Source organism: Acinetobacter portensis (assembly GCF_010646905.1).
Taxonomy (GTDB): Bacteria; Pseudomonadota; Gammaproteobacteria; order Pseudomonadales; family Moraxellaceae; genus Acinetobacter; species Acinetobacter portensis.
The window spans coordinates 2067380-2093114 of sequence record NZ_JAAARQ010000002.1 but is presented as its reverse complement, the minus strand read 5'-3'; the positions used below and the strand labels follow the sequence as shown (position 1 = coordinate 2093114).

Below are 25735 nucleotides of genomic sequence, written 5' to 3'. Positions count from 1 at the left end.
AAAAATCTCCGTAAAAAGATATAAAATATTTATGTTATTTTATGAGTGCAAAATGCTGTAGTTAAGAAAAATCTAAAGATAAAAGTGCAATTTTACAAAGAATATCTCCGATTCCTTAGAGCTAAAATTATGTTTTCCAATGCTTCTTATTCTAGATTAATATAAATTTACGATCTCTTTAGAATTTATTCTGATTTCAATAACTTAAATATTAATCAATTTATAGTTTTATACAAATTAGGAATTACCACCATTTATTAAATCAATAATGAAATTGCAAAAAACAAACACAGTAAGCTACTGTTTTAATTAACCATAATTAAAATAAATACCATGCATTGTAGTTGGAAATACCAATTATTTTGAAAAAAAATTACATAAGATATTGTTTTAATTAATATTAATCAAAAAAACACAGTTCTATTGCCAAAATATGAACTAATGCTTAAGTCTTATTTTTTTTATCATTTTATGCTTTAATAGCGCCACTTTTTATATTTCATCTTTGCAATGTATCCCATTGCACAGAATTATACTGTACAGCTTGTACACATTTGAGATAGGCCTCATCATGACCCAAGTGAACGCACCAGAATTCGTTCGTCACCCTAAGCTTATTGCTTGGGTGGAAGAAATTGCAAAATTAACGAAACCAGCGAAAATTGAATGGTGTGACGGCAGCGAAGAAGAAAATCAACGTTATATCGACTTGATGATCGCTAACGGCACTATGCAAGCGCTTAGCCAAGAGAAACATCCTGGTTCTTACCTTGCTAATTCTGATCCTTCTGACGTTGCTCGTGTTGAAGGTCGTACATATATTTGTTCTGAAAAACAAGAAGATGCTGGCGCAACAAACAACTGGGAAGCTCCAGCTGAAATGCGTACTCGTCTTAACGGCTTGTTTGATGGCTCAATGAAAGGTCGTACTTTGTACGTTGTTCCTTTCTCTATGGGTCCTCTAGGTTCTCATATTGCTCATATCGGTATCGAATTAACAGATTCACCTTACGTTGCTGTAAGCATGTCTAAAATGGCACGTATGGGTAAAGCGGTTTATGACGTTCTTGGTACTGACGGTGAATACGTTCCTTGCGTACACACTGTAGGTGCTCCGCTTGAAGAAGGTCAAAAAGACGTTGCATGGCCTTGCAACCCTGATAAATGGATTGTTCATTATCCAGAAACTCGTGAAATCTGGTCTTACGGTTCTGGTTACGGTGGTAACGCATTACTTGGTAAAAAATGCCTAGCATTACGTATTGCATCTTACATGGGTCGTCAACAAGGTTGGTTAGCTGAACACATGCTCATCCTTGGCGTGACTAATCCAAAAGGTGAAAAACACTACATCGCAGCTGCATTCCCTTCTGCTTGTGGTAAAACAAACTTCGCAATGTTGATTCCACCAGCAGGCTACGAAGGTTGGAAAATTGAAACCGTAGGTGACGATATTGCTTGGATCAAACCAGGTGAAGATGGTCGCTTATATGCAATTAACCCTGAAGCTGGTTTCTTCGGTGTTGCTCCTGGTACAAATACTAAGACCAACCCGAACTGCATGTCTACTTTACATAAAGACGTAATCTACACAAACGTTGCTGTTACAGATAATGGCGAAATTTGGTGGGAAGGTCTGACTAAAGAAGCGCCTGCTAACCTGACTAACTGGAAAGGTCAACCGCATACTGGCGAAGAAAAAGCTGCGCATCCAAATGCTCGCTTCACAGTTGCTGCAGGTCAATGCCCTTCTATTGATGCTGACTGGGAAAATCCAGCGGGTGTTCCAATTTCTGCATTCATCTTTGGTGGTCGTCGTGCAGACACAGTACCTCTAATTGCTGAAGCAACTAATTGGGTTGATGGCGTTTATAAAGCTGCAACAATGGGTTCTGAAACGACTGCTGCTGCTGTTGGTCAACAAGGTGTTGTTCGTCGCGACCCATTTGCGATGCTTCCATTTGCTGGTTACAACATGGCTGACTACTTCGCTCATTGGTTAGAAATGGGTGAGCAAGTTGCTGCTAAAGCTGAAGCTGCTGGCAACAAGCTTCCAGGTATTTACAACGTAAACTGGTTCCGTCGTGATGCAGAAGGCAACTTCGTGTGGCCTGGTTTTGGTCAAAACATGCGTGTTCTTGAGTGGATCATTGACCGTTGTGAAGGTCGTGCTACTGCTGTTGAAACTCCAATTGGTCGTGTTCCAACTTACGAACAATTGAACTGGACTGGTTCAGACTTCACTAAAGAACAATTTAACCTTGTAACTTCTCAAGACAAAGATCAATGGATCAAAGAGCTTGAAAGTCATACTGAATTGTTTGACAAGTTAGGTGAACGCCTTCCAGCTGCATTAAAAGCTCGTCAAAATGAACTTTTAGAAGCTGTTAAGAAATCTGCTTAATTAATACTTAAGTATAAAGGTCGCGTAAGCGGCCTTTTTTTACACTAAAATGTGCGCTTTATTTTTTACTATTTTAGAAAGGGGAAAATACCTACATGAATATGAACAAGATCATTATTGCTAGCCTAGCTGGTCTTTTTATTACAACAACTTCACATGCAGAACTATCTACAACAGTTACACCAGTTCAAACGAATAACGTAACAACTAATAATGTTGAAGTTGCAACACCAAATGATCAAGCAAAAATGATCTGTCTTATTGAGGGCAATCCATCAAATACCGACTACAAAGTCATTAAACGCATTAAGGCGGGTAAAGGCACTTACGGCTCTGTAGTCGATCTATATCCGACAATTTCAACAATTGCAACGCGCTATAAAGCAGATGCTGTAATTAACTATAATGGTAGCCAACGCTTTGGTTTTTGGCCATGGAGAATTGTTCGTCCTGTCATCACAGGTACGGCTGTAAAATTCAATTCACCAATCGACTGCCAACAACTTAATGGTAAATTGATTTAATTTGATTTTTCCCAAAAGGTCGCGTAAGCGGCCTTTTTTAATACTCATGAAATAAGCTTTAAAAAATCCGACAAATGGCGCACTACAAAAATGCACTATTTTTATATATATAAACTCACTCAAGCACTATAAAAAGCATCAAATTTAAGCAATAACTATGGATAAAAAAATAGGATATATTTACAGCCAATTATTTAAATTATATTTTAAGTTGAATATTACATCAAAATATTTAACTTAAAATACTGACAATGTATATGGATAAATCAATAATTTTTATATGGACCATGCAAACATCATCATCCTTATTAAAAATTTGATACTCCAAAAATTATGGAGAAAACGATGAGCAATGAAGCTCAAATAGAACAACCAACCATCGATCGCAAAACACGCGTTAAATCTATTATTGGTGGTTCAGCAGGTAACTTAGTTGAGTGGTATGACTGGTATGTATACGCCGCATTTACCTTATATTTTGCACCTAAATTTTTCCCTGAAGGTGACAGCACAGTAAAACTTCTACAGGCTGCCGCTGTTTTTGCCCTTGGTTTCCTGATGCGCCCCATTGGCGCATGGATTATGGGGGTTTACGCAGACCGTCATGGTCGTAAAGCAGGCTTATCTTTATCTGTTTCCTTAATGTGTGTGGGCTCTTTAATTATTGCTTGTACGCCAACTTACGAAACTATTGGGATGCTCGCGCCCGCAATGCTTTTATTTGCACGTTTACTACAAGGTTTAAGTGTTGGTGGCGAATATGGTTCAAGCGCAACTTACTTAAGTGAAATGGCAGGTAAAAATCATCGTGGTTTCTTCTCAAGCTTCCAATATGTAACACTTATTTCAGGTCAACTTTTAGCACTTTGTACTTTAATTATCTTACAACGCACTTTAAGCGAAGATGCCTTAGGTGAATGGGGATGGCGTGTTCCATTCTTTATTGGCGCAATTTTAGCCATTGTTGTATTCTGGATTCGTCGTGGACTGGTTGAAAGTGAATCTTCAAAACAAGCTCAAAAAATGGCGAAAGAAGGTGGTCCTAAATCTGGATTTGTCGAACTTTTCACAAAACACCCCAAAGCTGCATTTACCGTTATTATGCTCACCGCTGGCGGTACATTAGCCTTCAATACATTTACAACCTATCTTCAAAAATATTTAGTAAATACCTCAGGCTTCGAAAAAACAACAGCAACCGAAATTACAACTGCTGCTATTTTTATCTTCATGCTGATTCAGCCTGCTATTGGCGCTTTATCAGATAAAATTGGTCGTAAACCCATTATGATTGCCTTTGGTGTTTTAGGTGTAATTTTCACCATTCCAATTTTCAATCATATTGGTGCAACCAACAATGCAATGACTGCATTTATGCTGTGTATGAGCGGTATGATTATTGTGTCTGGTTATACAGCCATTAATGCCGTGGTAAAAGCAGAGCTATTCCCTGCTCATATTCGTGCATTAGGTGTTGCTTTACCATATGCCATTGCCAACACCTTATTTGGTGGTACAGCAGAGTTAGTTGCGCTTAGCTTTAAAAATGCAGGTTATGAACACTACTTCTTCTACTACATTACTTTCATGATTGGTCTTTCTTTAATTACCTATATTTTCATGAAAGATACTAAAAAACATTCTATGATTACAGATAATTAATTCCTAAAAAGTCTTAATATTTTTGTACATAAAACCCTCAAATTGAGGGTTTTATTCATTTTACATCTTAGTAATTAGGCTTTAATTCAATTTACATCTTAAGTTTTCCTATAATTTCAGACTAAAGTCGAATGAAGAATTAAGACAAAAAGCGTATAAATACTTCATCTAATGTTATCTCCCTCAATTCGACAAAATATATTTTTTTAAGTTTTATCACTCAGAATTTAAAAGGATGCATTTTGCCCACACTCCTTGGAGAATGCTGTGTCAAACTCATCATCTCAGGTTGCAGAAGTGCCACTTGATCGAAAAACACGTGTCAAATCTATCTTAGGTGGATCCGCAGGTAACCTTGTCGAATGGTACGACTGGTATGTTTATGCAGCATTCACCCTCTATTTTGCAAATCAATTTTTCCCAGATGGTGATAGCACCGTCAAACTTCTTCAAGCCGCAGCAGTTTTTGCACTTGGTTTCCTAATGCGCCCTATTGGCGCTTGGGTTATGGGTATTTATGCAGACAGAAAAGGACGTAAAGCAGGCTTAACTGTTTCAGTTTCATTAATGTGCCTTGGCTCACTCATGATTGCTTGTGCACCAACTTATGATTCTGTAGGTATGCTTGCACCTGCAATTTTACTATTGGCACGTTTAATTCAAGGCTTGAGTGTTGGTGGTGAGTATGGCTCAAGCGCAACGTACTTAACAGAAATGGCTGGGAAAAATCATCGTGGTTTCTTTTCTAGCTTCCAATATGTAACACTTATTTCAGGTCAATTACTTGCGCTATGTGTATTAATCGTACTACAACGCACACTTTCTGAAGGTCAACTGACTGAATGGGGCTGGCGTATTCCTTTCGCCATTGGTGCTTTACTTGCAATTGTCGTATTCTGGATTCGTCGTGGATTAGTTGAAACAGAATCATCAAAAAAAGCACAAGAACAAGCCAAAAATGGTGGCGAAAAATCGAGTGCTTTGGCTTTATTCACCAAATATCCAAAACAAGCATTCACCGTAATTATGCTCACAGCGGGTGGTACTTTAGCCTTCAACACATTTACAACTTATCTTCAAAAGTATCTTGTAAATACATCTGGTTTTGAAAAAACTACTGCAACTGAGATTACCACTGCTGCAATCTTTATCTTCATGTTAATTCAACCTGCAGTTGGCGCATTGTCAGATAAAATTGGTCGCAAACCCATTATGATTGCCTTTGGTGTATTGGGTGTTTTATTCACTATTCCAATTTTTAATGGCTTAGGATCTACCACAAACCCAACAACAGCCTTTATTTTATGTATGAGCGGAATGGTCATTGTTACTGGTTACACAGCAATTAATGCTGTAGTCAAAGCAGAACTTTTCCCTGCACATATTCGTGCGCTTGGCGTTGCACTTCCATATGCAATTGCAAACACTTTATTTGGTGGTACAGCAGAATTAGTGGCTTTAAGCTTTAAAAATGCAGGACATGAAAATTACTTCTTCTACTACATTACTTTCATGATTGGTATTTCTTTAATTACCTATATTTTCATGAAAGATACCAAGAAAAATAGCTTAATTACTGATAATTAAAGAATCAGGCATTTTCCCTAAAATAAACCCTCAATTGAGGGTTTATTTTTTGGTTTTTTTAAAGATAAATCACAAAATAAATAAAATGAAAACTTTGTAAAACTATCATCGTGAAATCAACAACCTTATGGCATACTCAAACAATATAAAAACATGTGGAACTTTAAAGATGGATAACACTTATAAACTTTTAGGATTAGGTTTACTTGCTTTAGGTCTTTCTGCTTGCCAAAGCACGCCTCGTCAATATAACGGCAATGTAGGCTATCAAATTGAATCTCAAACAGCAGATTCAGCAACAATGGCGTACACACTTGCTGGTCGCCAAAATCAACAACTAGATGAAACAAAGCTACAACGTGCTTGCCAAAAAGTTTTAGGTGCATCTAAAACATACAAGCTGAGCATTCTAAGCGTGAATGAAATTGCCAATCCGCAACAAAATGTTGAGTTTGGTCGTCAAATTGGACAAAGCCGTACAAGCGTTGGTTTATCTAATACTCAAAGTTTATATAGCGACCAAGACTATGCAACTCGCCAAGCGCTTGAAGCTCGCCCAGCTACACTGCGTGTTGTTCGCTACAGCTGTTCTTAATATTTTAAGCATTAAAAAGGGCAATTTAGATGCCCTTTTTTATTTCTAGCGTTTTATAAAAACTGACATTTCTAAATTCTGGTGATTCATCTAAATCAGGCCAAGTTGTCGCACTACGCTCATCAAGCTTGATATATTGAGGATGACTAAAATTCTTCACACGACTATCAGCAACCCATACTTCAGGTGCAAACTTTAAAAACTCATCCAAAAAGAAGCGATTACATTGATCATAAAGTACATCCGCTGCTAGCAAAATATCAATCTGTTCTGCTTTATACAAGTCGTCTAAATACTCTAATTCAACACCATTTAATTCTGCATTGGCACGACAAGCATCTAAACTTACTTTATCTATATCACAACAAATAACGCGCTTTGCTCCTGCCATTTTCGCAGCAATCGCAACTACGCCTGAACCTGCACCAAAATCTAAAACCACTTTATCTTTCACATGATGTGGTTCCGCCAAAAGCCACTGTGCCATCGCCAAACCAGATGCCCAACAAAAAATCCAATACGGCGTGTCATTCCAAATTCGACGAATGACTTCATCATCTAATTTATCGGTAGGAAAAACAGGTGGAATCAACCAAAGAGAAATTGGCGTTTCAGGAAGTTGTTGTGCAAGAAGATTACAATGCGGAATAACCTCATGCAAGGCTTTAATTAAATGTTCGGGTGCTTTAGAAAATCGGAGGGTACAGCTCATGGGATTTTTATTCTTTATCTGTTTCAGAGAACTATTATGCTTGATGTATCACCCTCATCCCAACCTTCTCCCAGAGGGAGAAGGAGCATCCATTATTTTCACAACGAATTCCCCTCTCCTTTTAGGAGAGGGTTAGGGAGAGGTTTCCCTCATCCTAGCCTTCTCCCAATGGGAGAAGGAACACTATAGGAATTAACCCAACGCTTTTTCAGCAGCTTCCACAGTTTGACGAATCAAAGTTGTGATTGTCATAGGGCCTACACCACCTGGAACAGGCGTATAAGCAGAAGCAACGTCTTCGATACCAACCAATTGAATATCACCAACACCACCGCCATCACGTGGATGGAAACCAGCATCAACAACAACTGCACCTTGCTTAATCCAATCTTTTTGGATTAATTCAGCTTTACCCACAGCACCTACAATAATGTCAGCTTGCTTAACAAAGCTTGCTAAATCTTGAGTACGTGAATGGCAAATCGTTACTGTCGCATTTGCTTCTAGCAACATTGCAGCCATTGGTTTACCCAAAATTGCAGAACGACCAACAACAACCGCATGCTTACCTGCAATTTCAATGTTGTTTTCTTTTAAGATTGTCATGATGCCCGCAGGTGTTGCAGAACCATAAGCTGCCTCACCCATTGCCATACGACCATAACCAAGGCAAGTTACGCCATCTACATCCTTAGCAAGTGAAATTGCATCAAAACATGCACGCTCATCAATTTGTGCAGGTACAGGGTGTTGTAACAAAATACCGTGAACATCTGGATTTGCATTCAATTTTTCAATTTCTGCAAGTAACTGCTCTGTTGTTGTCTCTGAAGACAATTCAACTTTTAATGAATCCATACCGACACGACGGCAAGCATTCCCTTTCATACGTACATAAGTTGCAGATGCTCCATCGTCACCCACTAAAATAGTCGCTAAAATTGGAGTACGACCTGACTTTGCTTTTAACGCTTCTACGCGAGTTAACAAGTCAGCTTCAATTTTTTTCGCCAATGCACGACCATCTAAAACTAATGCCACGGCACTTCTCCCAAGTGTTGATATGAATCAATTTTGCACATTCTACAACATTATTTTAATTATTTTTGTCAATATGATGTTTTTCTGCACATACAGCACCACTATGCTATTGTTTTTTTTTCAGAGCTTGCTAATATACGCATCAACAAGACATGGCGGGGTGGCAGAGTGGTCATGCAGCGGACTGCAACTCCGTGTACGCCGGTTCGATTCCGACCTCCGCCTCCATCTTGTTAAAATGCCCGAGTGGTGAAATCGGTAGACACAGGGGATTTAAAATCCCCCGCCCACAAGGCGTGCCAGTTCGAGTCTGGCCTCGGGCACCATTCTTCAACTTAGAAGATGGTGTAATAAAATTTCCAGCCTAGCGCTGGTTTTTTTATATCTAAAATTTAGTAACACATCGCTTACCCTCTTTTTTTATTGTAATTTCAGAACTATATTTTTATTAATAATCAAACCTCATCTTCCTACTTCCCCCATCACAGTATATTGAAATCAATAATCACCCTTTCACAATCCGCATATATCGAGTATTCAGTATGGAATTAGACTGGACCAGTTTATTACAAAATTATGGATACTTAGCTGTATTTATAGGCAGCTTTTTCGAGGGTGAAACTGTACTTTTATTAGGTTCTTTTGCAGCACATCAGAATATTTTAAATATTTGGTGGCTTGTGCTTACAGCAACCATAGGTGCTTTTATCGGAGATCAATTCTATTATCACGTTGGCTCAAAATTCGGCCACAATTTCATAGCTAAACACCCTAAATTAGCCAATAAATTTAATCAAGCAAGTTCATTTATTGAAAAACACCCAACAATAACAATTTTATGCATGCGCTTTGCATGGGGGTTAAGAACTGTAATTCCTATTAGTTTCGGAATCAAAAAATATAATTATTTGCATTATTTTGTCATAAATATTTTTGCATCATTCATTTGGGCAATGGTCATTATCTTTATTGGTGTACAAATCACCCACTTAATTCACCAATTATGGGGTTCTATATTTCATACGCACCTCACCATCGTCACTATATGTACAATTGCTATAATACTGCTCATCCTTTTTTATAAAATTTATATTTTAAAAAAACAAGCCAAGTAATTTACACTTGGCTTTATTGATTCAAACAATGCAATTAACCATTTTGTTTGCTGTGTAATGCATTGTCATAAGCACGTTGTTGCTCGTATTGAACAGGGTTATATGAACAAGCAGTTAAAAATACAGCCACGAATGCAATCGTTATTAATTTACTCATCACTCATCTTTCCTATATAAAGTTAGAAAAACAATGCGCAACTTTTGGGAGATCTGCTGTGCATCAATTTGTGCAATAAATATACTAGGACTTACGCATTGACGGATTCAAAAAAGTATTAAAATACTTTATAAAGTATCTGTGATCAGACGAATTAAAAATGCTTCTACAGCAACTTGTACTCTACCCATTTATATGGGCTTTCTCATGACAGAACCGAACTCTATTAGCTGCACACAACTTGCCGAGACTTATAACATCTCGCATGATAGTGTAAATCGCTTTCTAGAACGTGAAGACTACACACCTCACGACCTATATCAAGAAGCAATTCAACATATTGATAATAATAAACTTATAGTCAGTATTGATGATACTGTTTTAGATAAACCATATAGTCAGCATATGGACTTAGTTAGCTATTTTTGGTCAGGCAAACACCACCGATCCGTCAAGGGTATTAATCTCATTACCTTGTATGCGACAGATCAAAATGGTCAAAATATTCCAATTAATTTCCGAATTTATGACAAATCTGAAGGTAAAACCAAGAATGATTACTTTATGGATATGTTAAGTGAAGTACTCAGTTGGGGTGCAAAGATTCAATTTATTACAGGTGATAGTTGGTATTCATCGACTGGAAATCTAAAAACCATAAGAAAACATGGTATTCGATTTATGTTTGGTATCGACTGTAACCGTAAGGTTTCCCCAGAAAAAGGACAATGGTTTCAACTGCGTTTATTGCCAAATTTCCATCAGGGTCAAGTGGTCTGGCTCAAAGATTTTGGCTTTGTACAATTATTTAAGACTCAGTTAAAAGAACAGCAGAGGTTTTATATTGTGCATCAAGATGAAGATGATTTATTGTCCTTTGAGGGTTTTCATGAATTACATTCAAGTCATTGGAAAATAGAACAATATCACCGAGTGATTAAACAGGTTTGTCATATTGAAAAGTTTCAAGTAAGACGATCTAAACTGATTTCGAATCATATTTTTTCAGCCTTGATGGCCTATGTTGAGATACAAAAGAACCAGTTTGAGCGGATCTTTGAAAATGTATATCGTTGGCAGAAGAAGTTATTTAGACCAATGATCAAAAACTTCATTGATGACTTTATTCTCGATAAAAATCATCTGCTACCACAGAGAGTCTATAAATAACAGTGCGTAAGTCCTATATACTTAAAATAAAGAAATTGTTAAAACAGATTATTTTTCTAAATATGATTTGTTTTTTAGATTAATCTATCAGCAAAAAGCCCAAAAACTCTTTGGGCTTTTTGCTTCGTTTATTACAACTATTTAGATTTCTGTAATCTCAAGGCATTAATCACAACAGACAATGAACTTAAAGACATTGCAACTGCCGCAAGCATTGGTGTTAATAACAAACCTGTAAGTGGATAAAAAATACCTGCCGCGACAGGAACACCCAAGCCGTTATAAACAAAAGAGAATACAAGGTTTTGCTTCATATTTTTCACACCTAACTTTGCCATGTGAATCGCATCTGCAACACCTCGAATATCTCCTTTAACCAAAGTAATTTGAGCTGTTTGTTTGGCAATATCTGTGCCATTACCCATTGCAATACCAATGTTTGCTTGAGCTAAGGCAGGTGCATCATTAATACCATCCCCTGCCATAACAACAACTTTTCCTTGTTCTTGGTATTTTTTTACAATATCAAGTTTGTCTTGTGGCGTACAATTTCCATATACATATTGAATGCCTAATTCAGCCGCTACAATTTGTGCATTTTTCTCGTGATCACCTGTTGCCATAACCACTTCAATTCCATCAGCAATAAGTTGCTGAATCACGTGATGTGCATTTTCTTTAACAGCATCATGAATTGAAATATAAGCCAATAAAGTAGTTTCCGTTGCTAAGAGGCTAATCACTTGCCCCACATCGCGCAATTGATCTAAATGTGATTGAACCTCTTGAGGAATTACTACCCCTAATTGCTCAACAAGTTTTTGACTTCCAATATACACATCAAAACCATCAATCTGCCCTTTTACACCAAAGCCAGTTACATCTTCATAATTTTGAACATCTACATATTGTTGCGTAGGGACAAGTTTAGATAAAGTCTGTGCAATAGGATGTGTCGAGTATTGTTCAATTGAAGCAATCCACGTTTCAATTTGCGCTTGATCTAGCTCAGGAACAAGTAACTTAATTTCATTAAGGCTTGGCTTGCCTTCAGTTAATGTGCCCGTCTTATCAATAATTAATGTTGTAACTTTACTGAGTGCTTCAATGGCTTCCGCATCTTTAAATAAAACACCTTTTTGAGCTGCTCGACCCGTTGTTGCCATCACAGACATTGGTGTTGCCAAACCCAATGCACATGGACATGCAATAATAAGCACTGCTACGGCGCACATAAGCGCAATATCAAACTGAGCTTTCCCAAAGATCATCCATACAACAAAAGTCAGTACGCTAATTGCCAAAACAGTAACAACAAAGTATTTAGCAACGACATCTGCTAATCGCTGTAAAGGTGCTTTAGATCGTTGTGCTTCCGCAACGGTTTGAATCATTTTGGCAAGTGTTGTATTTGCACCAACAGCAGTGGTTTGAATGCGAATGCTACCTTGCTGATTAACCGTACCACCAATCACTTGATCACCCACTTCCTTTTTCACTTGAACAGGTTCACCCGTCATCATGGCTTCATCGATATAGGTTTTACCTTCAACGACAACACCATCTAATGGAACTTGTTCACCTGAAGCAATTTGCAAGATATCTCCTTGTTTTACCATAGAGATATCTACTTCTAGCAATTCATTTCCTTGTACAAGCGTTGCAGTATTGGCTTGTAAACACAGTAAAGATTTTAATGAGTCTGCTGTTTTAGCTCGTGCTTTTAATTCCATAATTTGCCCGAGTAAACTCAAGGAAACAATCATACAAGCTGCTTCAAAGTAGACCGCAACACCATGACCTGTTTTCGCTTCAACAGGAATAAGTGATGGGAAGATGGTGGCAATAACGCTATAAATAAATGCGGCAAGCACACCAACACCAATCAAACTCCACATATTTAAATTACGTGTTTTATAAGAGCTGATACAGCGTTCAAGAATGGGTTTTCCTGCCCAAAGCACAACAGGAATAGATAAAACCAGCTCAATCCACGGTTGAATATGTTGTGGAATAATGGCGTGAATATGCGAGCCCATCGCCATCACAAATACAAGTAAAGTAAAAGGCAATGTTTTCCAGAATCGATTACTAAAATCGACCAACTCAGGGTTTGGACCATCATCTAAAGTGGGTTGCATTGGCTCTAATGCCATACCACAAATTGGGCAAGTGCCTGGCCCTTTTTGTACAATTTCAGGATCCATTGGACAGGTATAATCCATATCCGCTGCACCTTCTGGCACAGGGCGCTCATCCATAGGAATGAGATAAAACTCAGGATCTGCCTTAAATTTTTCAACACAAGATGGATTACAAAAATAGTAAGTTTTATTTTTATAATCTGTTTTTAAATCGGTTGATGTATCTACCGACATTCCACATACCAGATCAATTTCTGTCTGTGAATGATCATCAGAATGTGTATGTTTTTTTCCACCACAACAACCCAACTTTTCAACTTTCACATCCTGTGGTTTTTCTTTTTGACCACCACAACAAGACTTTTTCACTTCAGGAATAGCATCTTGTTTTTTAGAACCGCAGCTAGATGATTTCACTTCTTTTGTATCTAAATTTTGATCTTCAATAACAGCTTTTTTTGAAGTGCAACATGAATTTTTTTTAGGTGTTACAATTTCAACATCGTCATGATGATTTACGTGTTGAGTTGCTAAATATTGATCGGGATTTTGTGAAAATTTAGTTTTGCATCCTGCACAACAAAATAAATAATGCTGATTTTCATACTCAAAATAATGTTCTGAATTTTCAGCCACAGTCATGCCACAAACTGGGTCTATATGAATGACATTCTCGGTTTGATTTTGCTTAGAACAGCATGAAGATTTTTTAGCTTGCTCCATGGGATGCACTCTCACATTTTTCTATTTATACTAGAATAAAGTCTGTACCTAGGTACAGAGTCAAGTCTTTTTCGAGGTACGAATATGTTTACAATTGGAAAGCTTGCAAAACTTACACATTCTTCGGTTGAAACCATTCGCTATTATCAACGTATTGGTCTTTTGCGTATTCCTGAGGCTCAAGGGAATTATCGTTATTATTCGAATCAAGATGTTGAAACATTAAGTTTTATTCAAAAAGGTAAAGATGCAGGTTTGCAGCTCAGTGAAATTCAAGATCTATTACAATTACAAATTAGCGACCGAGATCAAGTCAGATACGTTATAGAACAAAGATTAGAAAAGATTGATTTGCACATTAAAGAGTTAAAAGCTTTAAAAAAACGTCTAAGCTCTTGGGTAGATGAATGCAAAGCAACAAGTGAAAATTGTTGTCCTATTTTAAAAGAACTAAAAAAATAAAAAGCCCCAATCGGGGCTTTTTATTTACGTTAATTAATAAACAATTTGATTATTTGCAAGTAAATCATCCAAATCAAAAGCTTGCTTTTGATTTGTTAAAACGAGTAATTCTTGCTTGTCATAAATATCTTTAAGTTCACCATTACTATCAAGCTCCCCCTTACCATCACGATCAAGTGAAATTGTTGCTATATTTTTTTCACTGTCATATTCAATAAAAATATAATCATGTAAATTACTTTCTGTAGCAAAATCACCTAATAACCGTGAAACATCGATATTTTGCTTTATACCCAATTTAAAATGATCTTCCAGAAGAGCTTCTGTTTCTCCAGTTTGACTCAATAGCTTAGCAAGCGATTCTTCACTAAGAATAAGATCATGGTATGCCTCATTTTGTACTTCAACAGTAACATTCGCTGTTGCACGACCACCTTTTCCATCAGATACAGTATAAGTAAATATGGCATCACCAACATAATCAGCCGCTGGTGAAAAAGTAATAATCCCCGTTTCATAATCTACGCTAATTGTATTGCCTGTATTACCAGCATCTACACCAACAAGTTTAAAACCATTCTCTAAATATGCTGGATCATTACTTAAAACATCATCAAAAGTAATTTTAAGATTTTGTCCAGCTTTCATAATTAACGGATTTTGTTGAACAAATTGATTTTCACTTGAACCTAAAATGACGAATTTATCGACAATGTTAACAGCTTTTAAAATTTCAGTATTCTGATTCTGCGTCTTACCATTTAGACTTTCATTTAATTTTTCCGAATCAACACTAGACGCAATTTCAGCAAGCTCAATTTTTAATGTAGCTCGCTCAGCCTGATCCCAATAATAAATTTCTACAGGTTGCCAGCCAGCATCCTCCTCAGTCACTGTGACTAGGAAATAATCTGTTTTAGCATTTTGGTTGCCATCTTTAATTACAATTGCTTTACCATTCACTTTAATTTGATAGCCATCATCTCCTGTCACCCTAAAGATGTACGATCCTGCATTCAAATTCATATAACCTGTGAATTTAATCATGGCATCTGAAGTATTCTGATACCCTTTATATTCAATGTTTTCAGCATTTTTACCTAAAAAAGTAATAAGATGGTTTTGATCTTTAGTTCTACCTGCTTGTCCTAAGCCATAATTCGAAAGTTCAAAATCAAATGCCTTAGTTTCAAAAGTAACAGTTGGTGCATGCGTAGACATAAAATCTTGAACTTGTTTTAAACTCGTCAAGTTAGGACCATCGTATTTCGCACCTTCTCGGTACCCCCAATACTCTGATTTAAGCCCAGTTTTAACAGTTATAGAATGTCCATTATCATCTTTTACCCAATATGCTGGGTCACTCGTATCACTATCACCTATCCCTAGATTACCCGCTAAATCTGTATAACTTTCATCATTGACCGATACTTTAAGTGATTTGTCTGTTACACGACCTTCAATTTTAGCAGCCCAAACTGTAGGATCTTTAATATCTTGCTGTAAATCTATAATTTGACCCTGAGATAAATAAACATCGCTTTCCGTGAAGTCCTTAACTTTCTCAGAGAACTTAAATGTAACCGTATTATCATCATTTAAAGTAACAATTACGGTTGGTGCTACTGTTTCAACTTTCTGATTTAAAATCGATTTTTGCTCACCATTATTATTTGCATAATCTTTAAAGCCATTTCCAACATTTACACTAATAGACTGATCCATATTTTCAGGAACTTTAGCCGTATAAGTTAAACCATCACCAGAAACAGAAAATTCCAATGAAATAACTTCACCTTTATTATTTGTAACTTTTATATTGTCAGACTGAATGCTTTTCGGATCAACATCACTATCATACTGAACAGTGATGATACCATTTTCAGATATGCTGATATCTTTCACTTTTGGAGCAATAATATCAACTTCTGGTGTTCTTTCAGCTACATTTGAAACAATAGATGGCTTACCAGAAGAATCTAATTTATCTGGATCAACAAAATAAGCTTTAACATCGATGTCTTGATCTGTAAATAGTGCTTCTGAATAAGGTAGTGCTAAAGTCCACGTACCATCCACCTCATTCACAGTAAGTTTAGAATTAACACCTTGAACATATTCTTGATCATTAACTGTTACAACAAGTGCTGCTTTTGGATAATTTGAGTTGTTAAGCTTACCCGTAATCTCAACAACATTTTTTTCACGATACTCTGCATGTTCTTGGATATTAATAACATCATCTTTTGCTATAACATCAATAACAACAAGTGGAACTACAAATTCATCTTGATCTAGAGACACTTTGTCGCTGTCTTTTACTACAGCGATAACGGGTACTCCCTCTTTCAAAGTTTCATTTGTGGTCACACTCCAACTACCATCAGTATTTGATATAACTTCTATTTCTTTAGTCCGAGTTATGTCATCCTCAATTACTTCAAGCGATACAACAACTTTTTGTTTTGGCGCTGATGTTTGACCAGTGATAATTGTAACGCTTGTATTATTCTCTTTAGATGGAACCACACTTTCAATTTTGAGCGTAATAAGCTCATCATCAATAGCATTAGCAATATTTCCTGCTTTATCTTTATAACTTTCTGTATTTACAGAAACATCTAAAGGCTGACCTTTATCATATTCAATATCAACAGTCCAAGTTCCATCTGAGTTTCGTTGAAGTGTTTCAGGTTTTAATACTCCACCATTAATAATAATATTTTCAACGGTGAATGACTTATTGCTAATTTCTTTATCAAATTCAAATATTGCTTTTGCGATATTCTCTGTAGCTTCAACATCTTTAGTAACAACAACAGTTACAGTTGGTGGTTGCGTATCAACTTCAACACTTTGAGTTGCAATATTCTGCCCACCCAATTGGTTAATAATTTTTGCAGTTACACTATTATTTCCACCTTCTAGAAAATCTGAAGCTTGAACATTTAAAAACCATGTACCATCCTTAGATACCAAAAGCCCATTATCAACAGTGTAGGTTTGTCCATTTACATGAACTGAAATGGTTACATCATACTTCGGATCTGACCAGCTACCCGTAAGCGTAATAATAGGATCATGACCTGAACTTTCTTTTAAGTTAATAATATTATCGTCTGTAATTGGGTCAACCGTAATACTTGGAATAACCGTATTATCCTGCACATCTACATCATCTTGATTTTTAGTTTTAGCGGATATCCCCCCCCATTTACTAAAATCTCATCTGTAGAAATACTCCAAATACCATCCTCATTAGATTGTGTAGTCAATTCTTTTAGTACCACACCACCATCAATTAAAACTTCGACCGATACAACGACTTCTTGATTAGGTGCAGTGATACCCTTAATAGTTGTTACATCTTTATCATTCACTTGATCCTTAGATGTATTGATTTCATTAATTTTAATTGTAATAAAATTATCGTAATTTTCATTACCCAGATTTCCAACTAAATCTGTATAACTTTCAGGCTTAACCGCCACTTTTACAAGTTGACCTTCTTTTTCTGGCTTAACGTCAATAGACCAGCGTCCATCATCATTCTTTTTTAAACTTTCAGGAATTAAAACACCACCATCTACTTTAATATCATCTACAGTAAATGAGTCCTCATTAATTTCTTTATCGAATGTAAAAAATGCTTTTACTTGTTGGTTGTCAACTTCTTCAATATCGACTGTTACTCTTGGTGCTTGCTTATCAATTACTGGTGTTCTTTCTGCAGTATTTGAAATTACAATTGGATTTCCAAAAGTATCTAATTTTTTAGGATCAATAGCTTGTGCAGTAACATTTATCGTGCTGCCTGCAAGCAAATTACCAGTTCCTGAAAGTTTTAATGCCCATGTACCATCTTCATTCACTGTAAGTTGAGGGCTTTTACCTTCTGTATATTCTGCACCCTCCACATTCACAACAAGTACAACATTTGGATAGTCTGGATTACTTAGTGTACCTGTGATTACGAGTGGCTTATTTTTACTGTATTCCTCTACCTCATTAATATTAAAAACATCATCTTCAGCAATTACTTTAATTGCAACAAATGGAAGCTTAACTTCATCTTGAATGTCTTTGTTATCTTCATTTTTAGTTACAGCAACAACTGTATTTCCATCAATTAACTCTTTATTCGTCTGAGCGATCCATTCACCTTCTGAATTTGATTTTGTATAAATTACCTCTCCACCAGGGATCTTCACCGCTACATATTGATCAGGTGCAGTTTGACCAATAATCTTCGTTATATTTTGGTTATTCTCATCTTTTGATGGTATGACACTTTCAATCTTAATTGTAATGTACTGATCGGATTCACCAAGTCCTAAATTACCCGCTTTATCGGTGTAACTTTCTGAAAGCACAGATACATCTAATAACTGACCTTTCTCAGTCTTAATTTCTACAGACCATCGTCCATCAACATTCTTATGTAAGCTTTCAGGGAAGATCACTCCACCATCTACTTTAATATCTGAGACATTAAATGTAGCTTCATCGATTTCTTCATCAAATGTAAAAAAAGCATCTACGCTTGAGCCATTTTTTTCAATTATTTCTACATGAACACTTGGCACGTTTATATCAATTTTAGGTGTTCTTTCAGAAGTGTTTGAAATAACCAATTTATCTTGATCAAATGCTTGCGCTGTAACTGTAAAATTTGTATTAGATAGTAAATCTTTAGTATCTGTAAGTGTTAATACCCAAGTACCATCTGTATTTACGCTCAGTTCCGGGCTTGATTTTTCTGTATATTTTTTACCATCTACATTTACTACTAGCACTACATTCGGGTAATCAGGATTACTAATCGTTCCCGTTATTTCCAAGGGCTTACCATTAGTATATTCATTAGTTTCTCTAATATTAAAAACGTCATCTTCTGCAATCTTGTTAATTACAACAAGTGGAAGTTTAATTTCATCTTGAATAACCTCATTATCTTGGTTCTTCGTTTTTGCTGTAACAGTATTGCCTTCTAACAAAGGCTCACTTGTTTGGACTTTCCATTCACCCTTTTCATTAGATGTGGTTAATAGAACTTGCCCCCCTGGAATAGTAACTTCTACCTCTTGGTTTGATGCCGTTTTTCCAGAAATTATCGTTATATCTTTACCATTCAAACTCTTTGAAGGTACAGCACCATCAATCTTAATCGAGATATATACATCAGAATTACCGCCCCCCACGTTACCTGCTAAATCTGTGTAACTTTCAGGAATCACAGATACATCTAGTAATTGACCTTTTTGGTAATTCACATCAACAGACCAACATCCATCATCATTCAGTTTCAAACTATCTTGAATAGTCTTTCCACCTTCAACCTTTATATCTTCAAGCGTGAAAGTTGTTTCGCGAATTTCTTCATCAAACTTAAAAAAAACTTGAGCAATAGATTCACTTTTCTCAACAATATCCACCTCTACATTAGGCACTTTTGTATCAATTTTAGGTGTTCTTTTAGCAGTATTTGAAATAACCAATGTGTCTTGACCAAATGCTTGTGCTGTAACTGTAAAATTTGTATTAGATAGTAAATCATTAGTGTCTGTAAGCATTAAGACCCAAGTACCATCTTTATTTAAATTCAGTTCTGGGTCTACATTACTAATATATTTTTTACCCTCCACATCTACAATAAGCACTACATTTGGGTAATCAGGATTACTCATTGTCCCTTTTATTTCTAGCGGTTTACCTTTAATGTATTCATTCTTTTCTGCAAGATTAATAAAATCATCTTCTGCTATTGTATGTATAGCAACATATGGAAGGTCCACTTCATCTTTATTAATTTCATTATTATCAACATCTCTTACAGTTGCGGTCACTTTTTTAATTTCATTAATATTTTTACTACTTTCAACAACCCACTCCCCATAATTATTTGAAGTCGTATAAATTTTTTCTTCGCTATCTAATTGAATAGAAACTATTTTATTGGGTTCTGTTTTTCCTTTAATAATAACTATATCTTGATTGTCTTAAACTTTAGATGGCACTACATCATTAATTTTTATGGAAATATACTGATTAGCTCCAGCAACTCCTTCATTCCCAGCCAAATCCTCATAACTTTTAGGCCGCACTGAGACCTGTAAACTATCACCTTTTTTAAATTCGATATAAGCAGTCCACTGATCATCTGTTTCTTTTTTCAAAGTTCCAGCAACTAACTTCCCACCATCTACTTTAATATCTGCTTCGGAAAAAGAATCCTCATTAATTTTTTCATCAAATGTAAATATCGCCTTTACAATATTTAAATTACCAGAACCATCAACTTCATTCACAATATTCACAATATTCACATCAACTTTTGGCACCCGCGTATCAACAAGCGCAAGCTGTGTTACTTCATTTCCAATACCTAACTTATGAATAATCTCCGCAGTCACATTATTATTCATCCCTTCGTTAAAGATAGAACTAGGTACTTTTAAATTCCATGTTCCATCCTTTGAAAGCAATAATCCATTATTTACAGTATAAATTTCACCATTAACGATAACTCTAATAGTTACATCATCCCCCGCCCCTACCCAAAAACCAGATAAGGGTACACCATCTTTCAGAGAGCTTTCTTTAGAATTAATAACATTATCCATTGCAATAAAGTCGATACTAATTTTTGGTCGCTCAACCTCATCTTTAGCTTGCGGTTGGTTTCCTTTATTCGAGGGTATTTCAGCAACAATATTTTCTAACTCAGTCATCTGTTTTGATGTTGGAATTTCCCAATTTCCATCTTCATCAGATTTAATTTCACCAAGAATTTCATTATTTACTTTCACAACAACATTTGAATTTGGTGTTGCTGCACCACTGATGACAGACCCACTTCCCCCTTTACCAACTTCAGAAGAATCTATTGGACTAATATTTGTAATTTTAATTTCAGGTGCAGGGGCTCTATCATTTGAACCTGAGCCACCACTACCCGCTGCGAGGCCACCTAAAAGCGCAGCCCCACCACCCAACAACCAAGGTGTCATACCACTAAACACAGATGTAGACATTGCTGGTAGTAATTCTTCTAAACCTGAAATTGATTTAAAACTTGCAATGCCATTTTCATAATTAAACCAAAGGAATGCGCACGCATCATCTTCAAAAACCAAATCTGAAGTTACATTCTCTTTATTTTTTTCAAAAAAGTTTTCTAAAGTTAAAATTTCACCATTTTTTAATTTAACAATCAAAGTATTGCCTTGCTGAATAAACTCAGCGACATCCTCTCTCTTAACTTTTAGATGAACAATTGAAGCTGTATTTAAGCTTAATTTCTCCTCATTAAAACTCTTTTTATCAAGTGAAAATTTATTTACTACAACTACATCTTTCATCTAAAAAATAACCATATCTTATGTAACATCTAGTAAACATATTAACAAAGTGTTATTTTTCACACAATATTTTTAATTAATACTATTGGTTCTCATTATTTTAATTAATTTTAAATTAATTGATTACTATATGGTTAATATTGTTTTAACAAAGGTCAAATATCGTGCTAAATAAAGTTATTTTTTATACAACCCTGTGTATTTTAATATCCTCTTGCAGTATATTAAATAAACAAAATAATTATAAAAAACCAATAGATTTATTATTTCAAAACAAAGAGATAGATAGTATAAAAATCCACGTCCAACGTGATGATAAATTATGCAAAGATGAAACAAACAATAATCAAGATTGTCCAATTAAATTATATGTAGATGATTTTAAATCTGGAGAATTCTTTACAAATAATGAAGCATCTTACTACTTAAAACCAAATGAACATATTTTAAAAGTTAAAAATTGCACAAATGAATGCTCAAAATACGAACTAAAAATAGATTTAAATAATCAGTTAAAATATGTAAATTATGTTTTATCGATCGATAATGAATCAAATCCAATCATTATCCAAAAATAAATATTTTAGTCAGTCTAATTATTTAAATTAGACTGACTTATTAATTATAAAAATATAGATGCTTTATTTTTAATATTTACACAGTACAATTGTTCCATCATTCATCTATAAATGATCATTCATGCACGAGTTAAGACGTCAAATTCGTAAGCAACGCAAACAGCTTTCTTCTTTTCAGCAAGTACAGGCTGAAAATTTTGCTTTGAATCATCTTCGACGTTTTCATCAGTTTCAATCTGCAAAGCATATTGGTATTTATTTAGATGCTTTTGGTGAAGTTAAAACAAAGAAAATCATTGAACTGGCTTTTCAACAATCTAAACGTGTTTATTTACCTGTTATTTGCAATATGAATCAAAAACTCGTTTGGGTTGAAATTTCACAACATCAATATAGAAATAAACGCTTTGCTAACCATATTTTAGGTATGCAAGAACCTCGAAAAAGTCGTGGTTTTCATGTTAATCAATTAGATTTACTGATTCTGCCCTTATTGGCATGTGACGCGGTTGGGACACGTATTGGCATGGGTGGTGGTTTTTATGATAAAACCTTAGCAAATTCTACTCACAAACCCTATCGTTTAGGTTTAGCGCATGAATTTCAATATATTAGACAAAAACTACAACGGCAAACATGGGATCAACCCTTAGATGCTTTACTTACACCGACAAAATTGTATCGGTTTAAACGCTAAATCATCTTTCAATCTATATGTATCACTTAAAAATCACATATTTAGTCAAATTTCATAGATTTTATTTCGCATTACCCTTGTAATTTTTTAAATACACATCACTATAAAAACATGGCAACACCGTTGTTACTCATTAGGAGTGCCCATGTCTGAAAATATTATGAATGAAGAAAGCTTAGAATCTCCAGTTCCAAGCATATTACCGCTTTTAGCGTTACGTGACGTGGTCGTTTACCCTCACATGCAAATTGCCTTATTTGTGGGTCGTGAAAAATCGATCAAGGCTGTTGATGTCGCTCGTAACAATGACAATTTAGTATTTGTTGTTGCACAAAGAGACTCTCTCACAGAAGAAATTGATCACGACAACTTATATCAATACGGTACTGTCGCGAAGATTGTCCAAGTTGTGAATCATGAAAATGATGAAAACTGTATAAAAGTATTAATTGAAGGTTTACATCGTTCTAAGCTCGTGAAAATTATCGATAACGATGATTATCTTACAGCGGAACATAGTTTAAGCGACATGACTGTTGCTGTTGATGCTGCAACGCAGTCTACTCGTATTGAAGAATTACGTGCTTTGTTTGCTCAATATGCTGAAGCAAAATTACGTAATGCACGTGAATTGATTGCTGCGGCAAATAAAATTGACGATTTATTGCAATTATTATTCTTTGTTGCAACACGTGTTCCTTTGAATATTGATGTAAAACAAAAGTTCTTAGAACACGATGAATTTGAAGCACATTTACAAGAAGTCATGATTTATTTATTGCAACAATCTGAAGAACAACAGATTGAGCAAACTTTGCATGATTCTGTAAAACGTCAAATGGAAAAGAATCAACGCGAATACTTCTTAAATGAAAAAATGAAGGTTATTCAGCGTGAACTTTCCGATATTAATGGCGGTGCTGAAGATGATGTTGCAGAAATTGAACGTCGTTTAGCAGAAGCAGATTTACCTGAACATGTGCGTAAAAAAGCTGAATCTGAATTCCGTAAATTAAAAGCAATGCAACCAGCTTCAAGTGAAGCGGCTGTCGTTCGTAATTATATCGAGGCAATTTTAGATACGCCTTGGAATAAAGCGAGCAAAGTCAGCATTAACTTAGCGAAAGCTCAAGATATTCTTGATACTGACCATTACGGCTTAGATGAAGTTAAAGAACGTATTGTTGAATATCTTGCTGTTCAATCACGTGTGAAAAAACTTCGTGGTCCTATCCTTTGTTTAGTTGGTCCTCCGGGTGTGGGTAAAACGTCGCTTGGTGAATCTGTAGCGAAAGCAACAGGTCGTGAATTTGTTCGTATGGCGCTTGGTGGCGTACGTGACGAAGCTGAAATTCGTGGTCACCGTCGTACTTATATTGGTGCGATGCCGGGTAAAATTGTTCAATCTTTAACAAAAGTTGGCGTTAAGAACCCATTGTTCTTACTCGATGAAATTGACAAGATGGCGCAAGATTACCGTGGCGACCCTGCTTCTGCATTACTTGAAGTGCTTGACCCATCACAAAATAGTAAGTTCAACGATCACTACTTAGATCTTGATTTAGACCTTTCTGAAGTGATGTTCATTTGTACTGCAAACAGTATGAATATTCCTGAAGCATTGCTTGACCGTATGGAAGTGATTCGTCTTCCGGGTTATACCGAAGATGAAAAAGTGAATATTGCAGACCGTTACCTTGTTCCTAAAGCAATTAAGAACAATGGTTTACGTGCGAAAGAATTGACTGTTCATGAAGAAGCAATTCGAGACATCGTACAGCGTTATACGCGTGAAGCAGGTGTTCGTAGCTTAGAGCGTGAAGTGTCTAAAATTGCACGTAAAGTGGTTAAAGAAGCGGTAAGCAAAAAAGCGAAGAATCTTCAAGTTGAAGTGACCTCTGCAAACTTGCCTGATTACTTAGGTCCGCATAAGTTTGACTTTGGTATGGCTGAAGAAGAAGCTCAAGTGGGTCGTGTCAATGGTCTTGCTTGGACTTCGGTTGGTGGTGAACTTCTGAATATTGAAGTTGCTGCTGTGCCAGGTAAAGGTAAGTTCATTACGACAGGTTCGCTTGGCGATGTCATGAAAGAGTCGATTACAGCAGCAATGACTGTGGTTCGTACTCGTGCAGATGAGCTTGGTATTGAAGCTTCTCGCTTTGAAGAAACTGACGTTCACGTGCATTTACCTGAAGGTGCAACACCGAAAGATGGTCCATCAGCAGGTTTGGCTTTAACACTTGCGCTTGTTTCTGCGTTTACTAAAATTGCGATTCGTCCTGATATTGCAATGACAGGTGAAACGAGCTTGAGCGGTCGTGCGATGCGTATTGGTGGTTTAAAAGAGAAGTTACTTGCTGCTCACCGTGGTGGTATTAAGCTTGTCTTTATTCCTCAAGAAAACGTTCGTGATTTAATTGAAATTCCTGACAATGTGAAAGAAGGATTGGAAATTAAAGCAGTTAAATCGATTGATGAGATTTTAGCTTTAGGTCTTGTTTCTACGCCTAAGCCGTTGGTGAAAGCGCCAATTGTTAAAGCGGTAGATGAAGCGAAAGCTGCCCGTCATTAATTTCACGAGCAAATAAAAAAAGTACACTTCGGTGTGCTTTTTTGTATCTGAAAGGTTCTAAAAATGATATTTTTTTAATATTTATAATTTATTTTTAATCATTAAATGAGAAAAATCAAACTCTTTTTAAAGGTAAGGACAGCAATTTTTCTATATTCCGCTGACACTCATAGACACTCTATAAAAATATTTGATATATTAAAAAAATGAGAACTACTTAACACATTTTAT

The 25735-nt window shown here is 35.9% G+C and carries 18 protein-coding genes and 2 tRNA genes; 13 read left to right on the top strand and 7 right to left on the bottom strand.

The features are described 5' to 3' along the window. Positions 1-571: 571 nt before the first annotated feature. The 5 genes from GTK57_RS09925 (at position 572) to GTK57_RS09905 (ending at position 6772) form a co-directional block, all read left to right on the top strand. Positions 572-2404 carry a phosphoenolpyruvate carboxykinase (GTP) gene (locus GTK57_RS09925; protein ID WP_163123190.1) on the top strand — a complete coding sequence of 611 codons (1833 nt, stop codon included), beginning with the start codon at positions 572-574 and terminating at the stop codon, positions 2402-2404. Positions 2405-2505: 101 nt separating this feature from the next. Further along, complete coding sequence (locus tag GTK57_RS09920; RefSeq protein ID WP_152874387.1) at positions 2506-2928, top strand: hypothetical protein; 423 nt, start codon at positions 2506-2508, stop codon at positions 2926-2928. A gap of 345 nt (positions 2929-3273) precedes the next feature. Continuing rightward, entirely contained in the window at positions 3274-4590 is a 1317-nt protein-coding gene (locus GTK57_RS09915) for an MFS transporter (protein ID WP_152874381.1), read from the top strand. A 267-nt stretch (positions 4591-4857) separates the two neighbouring features. Then, positions 4858-6177 carry an MFS transporter gene (locus GTK57_RS09910; protein ID WP_163123187.1) on the top strand — a complete coding sequence of 440 codons (1320 nt, stop codon included), beginning with the start codon at positions 4858-4860 and terminating at the stop codon, positions 6175-6177. 169 nt (positions 6178-6346) lie between these two features. Continuing rightward, positions 6347-6772 (top strand): hypothetical protein, encoded by a 426-nt coding sequence (locus GTK57_RS09905; protein ID WP_152874383.1) that lies wholly within the window; start codon positions 6347-6349, stop codon positions 6770-6772. 25 nt (positions 6773-6797) lie between these two features. Here the strand turns inward: GTK57_RS09905 and GTK57_RS09900 are convergent, their stop codons facing one another. Both GTK57_RS09900 and folD read right to left on the bottom strand, forming a co-directional pair. Continuing rightward, positions 6798-7484, bottom strand: a complete 687-nt coding sequence (locus GTK57_RS09900; protein ID WP_163123184.1) for a class I SAM-dependent methyltransferase — start codon at positions 7482-7484, stop codon at positions 6798-6800. 192 nt (positions 7485-7676) lie between these two features. Next, positions 7677-8525 carry a bifunctional methylenetetrahydrofolate dehydrogenase/methenyltetrahydrofolate cyclohydrolase FolD gene (folD, locus tag GTK57_RS09895; protein ID WP_163123181.1) on the bottom strand — a complete coding sequence of 283 codons (849 nt, stop codon included), beginning with the start codon at positions 8523-8525 and terminating at the stop codon, positions 7677-7679. 154 nt (positions 8526-8679) lie between these two features. On the opposite strand from folD, the gene GTK57_RS09890 reads away from it, so the two are divergent. From GTK57_RS09890 to GTK57_RS09880, 3 genes are all read left to right on the top strand, one after another. Then, positions 8680-8753: transfer RNA gene (locus GTK57_RS09890), tRNA-Cys, on the top strand. 12 nt (positions 8754-8765) lie between these two features. Further along, positions 8766-8851, top strand: a tRNA-Leu gene (locus tag GTK57_RS09885). 216 nt (positions 8852-9067) lie between these two features. Beyond that, positions 9068-9640, top strand: coding sequence for a DedA family protein (locus GTK57_RS09880; protein WP_152874385.1), 573 nt, complete (start codon positions 9068-9070; stop codon positions 9638-9640). Between the two features lie 34 nt (positions 9641-9674). On the opposite strand, the gene GTK57_RS14805 is transcribed toward GTK57_RS09880, so the two are convergent. Beyond that, positions 9675-9797, bottom strand: coding sequence for a hypothetical protein (locus tag GTK57_RS14805; protein WP_267313486.1), 123 nt, complete (start codon positions 9795-9797; stop codon positions 9675-9677). Positions 9798-9938: 141 nt separating this feature from the next. On the opposite strand from GTK57_RS14805, the gene GTK57_RS09875 reads away from it, so the two are divergent. Beyond that, the gene (locus GTK57_RS09875; protein ID WP_082188993.1) at positions 9939-10967 is read left to right on the top strand and encodes an IS701 family transposase; all 1029 of its coding nucleotides are present in this window, start codon (positions 9939-9941) and stop codon (positions 10965-10967) included. A 137-nt stretch (positions 10968-11104) separates the two neighbouring features. On the opposite strand, the gene GTK57_RS09870 is transcribed toward GTK57_RS09875, so the two are convergent. Next, on the bottom strand, positions 11105-13834 hold the full coding sequence (locus GTK57_RS09870) for a heavy metal translocating P-type ATPase (RefSeq protein ID WP_163123178.1): 2730 nt from the start codon (positions 13832-13834) through the stop codon (positions 11105-11107). An 84-nt stretch (positions 13835-13918) separates the two neighbouring features. On the opposite strand from GTK57_RS09870, the gene GTK57_RS09865 reads away from it, so the two are divergent. Further along, on the top strand, positions 13919-14296 hold the full coding sequence (locus tag GTK57_RS09865; protein ID WP_163123175.1) for a MerR family transcriptional regulator: 378 nt from the start codon (positions 13919-13921) through the stop codon (positions 14294-14296). A gap of 33 nt (positions 14297-14329) precedes the next feature. On the opposite strand, the gene GTK57_RS09860 is transcribed toward GTK57_RS09865, so the two are convergent. From GTK57_RS09860 to GTK57_RS09850, 3 genes are all read right to left on the bottom strand, one after another. Continuing rightward, the gene (locus tag GTK57_RS09860) at positions 14330-17464 is read right to left on the bottom strand and encodes an Ig-like domain-containing protein (RefSeq protein WP_163123172.1); all 3135 of its coding nucleotides are present in this window, start codon (positions 17462-17464) and stop codon (positions 14330-14332) included. A gap of 2 nt (positions 17465-17466) precedes the next feature. Beyond that, positions 17467-20142 carry a hypothetical protein gene (locus GTK57_RS09855; protein WP_163123169.1) on the bottom strand — a complete coding sequence of 892 codons (2676 nt, stop codon included), beginning with the start codon at positions 20140-20142 and terminating at the stop codon, positions 17467-17469. Positions 20143-20295: 153 nt separating this feature from the next. Then, entirely contained in the window at positions 20296-21657 is a 1362-nt protein-coding gene (locus GTK57_RS09850) for a BapA/Bap/LapF family prefix-like domain-containing protein (protein WP_163123166.1), read from the bottom strand. 164 nt (positions 21658-21821) lie between these two features. On the opposite strand from GTK57_RS09850, the gene GTK57_RS09845 reads away from it, so the two are divergent. From GTK57_RS09845 to lon, 3 genes are all read left to right on the top strand, one after another. Next, positions 21822-22235, top strand: a complete 414-nt coding sequence (locus GTK57_RS09845) for a hypothetical protein (protein ID WP_228720306.1) — start codon at positions 21822-21824, stop codon at positions 22233-22235. A gap of 121 nt (positions 22236-22356) precedes the next feature. Further along, entirely contained in the window at positions 22357-22932 is a 576-nt protein-coding gene (locus GTK57_RS09840) for a 5-formyltetrahydrofolate cyclo-ligase (protein WP_163123163.1), read from the top strand. Between the two features lie 145 nt (positions 22933-23077). Continuing rightward, on the top strand, positions 23078-25504 hold the full coding sequence (gene lon, locus GTK57_RS09835) for an endopeptidase La (protein ID WP_152874249.1): 2427 nt from the start codon (positions 23078-23080) through the stop codon (positions 25502-25504). The last annotated feature ends 231 nt before the right edge of the window (positions 25505-25735 follow it).